The sequence below is a fragment of the Paenarthrobacter sp. CM16 genome (assembly GCF_013179505.1).
In the GTDB taxonomy this organism is placed as follows: domain Bacteria; phylum Actinomycetota; class Actinomycetes; order Actinomycetales; family Micrococcaceae; genus Arthrobacter.
This window is the reverse complement of sequence record NZ_JABMCX010000458.1, coordinates 1-2,440: the sequence shown is the minus strand read 5'-3', so window position 1 is coordinate 2,440 and position 2,440 is coordinate 1. Positions and strand designations below refer to the sequence as shown.

The 2,440-nt window shown below is 58.2% G+C and carries 3 protein-coding genes; all 3 read left to right on the top strand.

The features are described from left to right. Positions 1–651: ABC transporter permease (locus HP499_RS23395; protein WP_172326443.1), on the top strand; the 651-nt coding region annotated here is incomplete at its 5' end. Between the two features lies 1 nt (position 652). Continuing rightward, on the top strand, positions 653–1,534 hold the full coding sequence (locus HP499_RS23390; protein WP_216660273.1) for an ABC transporter ATP-binding protein: 882 nt from the start codon (positions 653–655) through the stop codon (positions 1,532–1,534). Continuing rightward, entirely contained in the window at positions 1,531–2,325 is a 795-nt protein-coding gene (locus HP499_RS23385; RefSeq protein WP_172326442.1) for an ATP-binding cassette domain-containing protein, read from the top strand. The genes HP499_RS23390 and HP499_RS23385 overlap by 4 nt, the downstream gene beginning before the upstream one ends. Positions 2,326–2,440: the final 115 nt, after the last annotated feature.

The window sequence follows — 2,440 nt, the reverse complement described above, 5'->3', positions numbered from 1 at the left end:
GTGTTTGCACTCTTGATAGCCGTGCTTGTCGGCCCGGCCCTGGGCGCCTTCTCTGCGACCCTGAGAAACCGGAAGCTGGACAAGGCATTCGTCGTGGGATCGGCAGTCGGAATCGCGATGCCCACGTTCTGGCTGGCCATCCTGATGATCTTCGTTTTTGGTGTGCTCCTCAAGGTCCTTCCCGTTGCAGGGTTCACCAGCATTTTCCAAGACCCGTTGAAGTTCTTTTACTACATGGCGCTTCCTGCACTGTCACTGGGGCTGCTGGAGGCGGCAACGCTCTACCGTTACTCACGCAACGGCGTCATGGATGCAAAGAACCAGCCCTACGTGACCACTGCACGGGCCCAGGGAATTCCCGAGCGGGTCATCACCAGCCGGTACATCTTCCGCTCTGCCCTCGTGCCGATCGTAACAATGGTTGGCGTCGCGGCCGCAGGTCTGCTCGGCGGAGCCGTCGTTACCGAATCCGTATTCTCCATCCCAGGACTCGGCCAGCTACTACTGATCGCGGTCCAGCGGCGTGACTATCCGGTGATCGAAGGATGCATCTTCTTCATCGCAGTTGTGTTCGTCGTTGTGAACCTGCTGGTTGACCTGACCTACGCATTCTTGGATCCCCGCATCCGGCTTGATTCAAAGGAGGCCTGACATGATTACCACCAATTCGCCTCTCCTCAGTGTTAGAAACCTCAACATAGATGTCGCCACAGGTTCAGGGCGCAGCCGCGTGGTCAGCGAAGTCTCTTTCGAACTGCGCAAAGGGGAGACCGTCGGAATCGTGGGAGAAAGCGGCTCCGGCAAATCAATGACAGCCAACGCCATCATGGGAATCCTCCCAGACGTTGCCACCGCCACCGGAACTGTTCAATACGACGGAACCGAACTCCTTAGTCTCTCTTCGACCAAGCGCCGCAAAATGTCCGGTCCCGGCATCGGCTACATCTTCCAGGAACCGATGTCGGCGCTTCACCCGCTCCTGACCATCGGTGAGCAGATGATTCGCCCCCTTCGATATCACCTGAAGCTTACGAAGCAAGAGGCAAGCCGCCGCGCAGCCGATCTCCTTGACCAAGTCGGCATCCCGCCATCCAGGGGGGTTCTCCGTTCCCACATCCATGAACTCTCAGGAGGGATGCGCCAGCGTGTCATGATCGCGATGGCAATATCCTGCCAGCCTCGCTTGCTAATCGCAGACGAGCCCACGACGGCCCTGGATGCCACAGTCCAAAAGCAAATCCTGGACCTGCTGGTGCAGCTTCGAGACGACATGGGGCTGGCCCTGGTACTCATAAGCCACGATCTCGGCCTCATCGCGAAGTACTCAGACCAGGTCGTCGTGATGCTCGAAGGGAACGTCATGGAACAAGGGGCTACCTCACAAATCATCCACTCCCCGGCCCACCCCTACACCAGAGGCCTCATGGATGCTTCCCCGCGGCTGGGCCAGAAGCAACATCGGCTCCCGGTCATCGACAAGTCGAAGTTCACCAAGCTGGCACCGGCGGCTTCGACCTCGACGGAGGAAAAATGAACATTGTCCCGACGGGCCAGCCCGTCCTGAGCATGTCAGCCGTGTGTAAGGACTTCAAATTCGGCTCACTGATTAAACGCTCGGTCCACCACGCCGTCAAGAACGTCGACCTGACCCTGCGAGGCCGCGAAATCCTCGGTCTCGTTGGTGAGTCAGGTTCCGGCAAATCCACAGTGGGCCGGATGGCGATCGGACTGGCCAAGCCAACATCAGGAACAATCACCGTTCTGGGAGACGAACTCGAACACCTCAACAAAGCGGAGATGCGCCAAAAGCGACGCACGATGCAGATGATTTTCCAGGATTCATCCAACTCCCTCAACCCACGAATGTCCCTGCACGAACTGCTGTGCGAGCCACTGCGCGTGCAGGGCCTTTACACACGGGAAGAACGCGACAAGCGGGCTATATTACTGGCCGATGAAGTGCAACTGGCACGGAAATGGCTGGACCGCAGACCCCACGAGTTCTCCGGAGGGCAACGTCAACGCATCTCCATCGCACGAGCCCTTGCCCTCGAACCTGAACTCATCGTCGCGGACGAACCAGTTTCTGCCTTGGACGTCTCCGTGCAAGCGACCGTCCTCAACCTCCTCAAAGACATCCAGGAGGAACGGAAGCTGTCCATGGTCTTCATCAGCCATGACATGGCGGTCGTCGAATTCATGAGCGATAACGTGGCCGTTCTCTACAACGGCAGCATCGTCGAGTACGGTCCCGCAGATTCCCTCTTCGCGAGCCCACAGAACGACTACACCAAAATTCTTCTCGCATCAACGCCGACCCTCTAGGACACAGATTGAGCACCTCACCTCGAACCAAAACCGCCCCCTCCGCGGTCATCGCCGGACCTATCCCGGAAACAGCACACTCCTCACCAGTTGTTCTTGAGCCCTACGGTGTCGA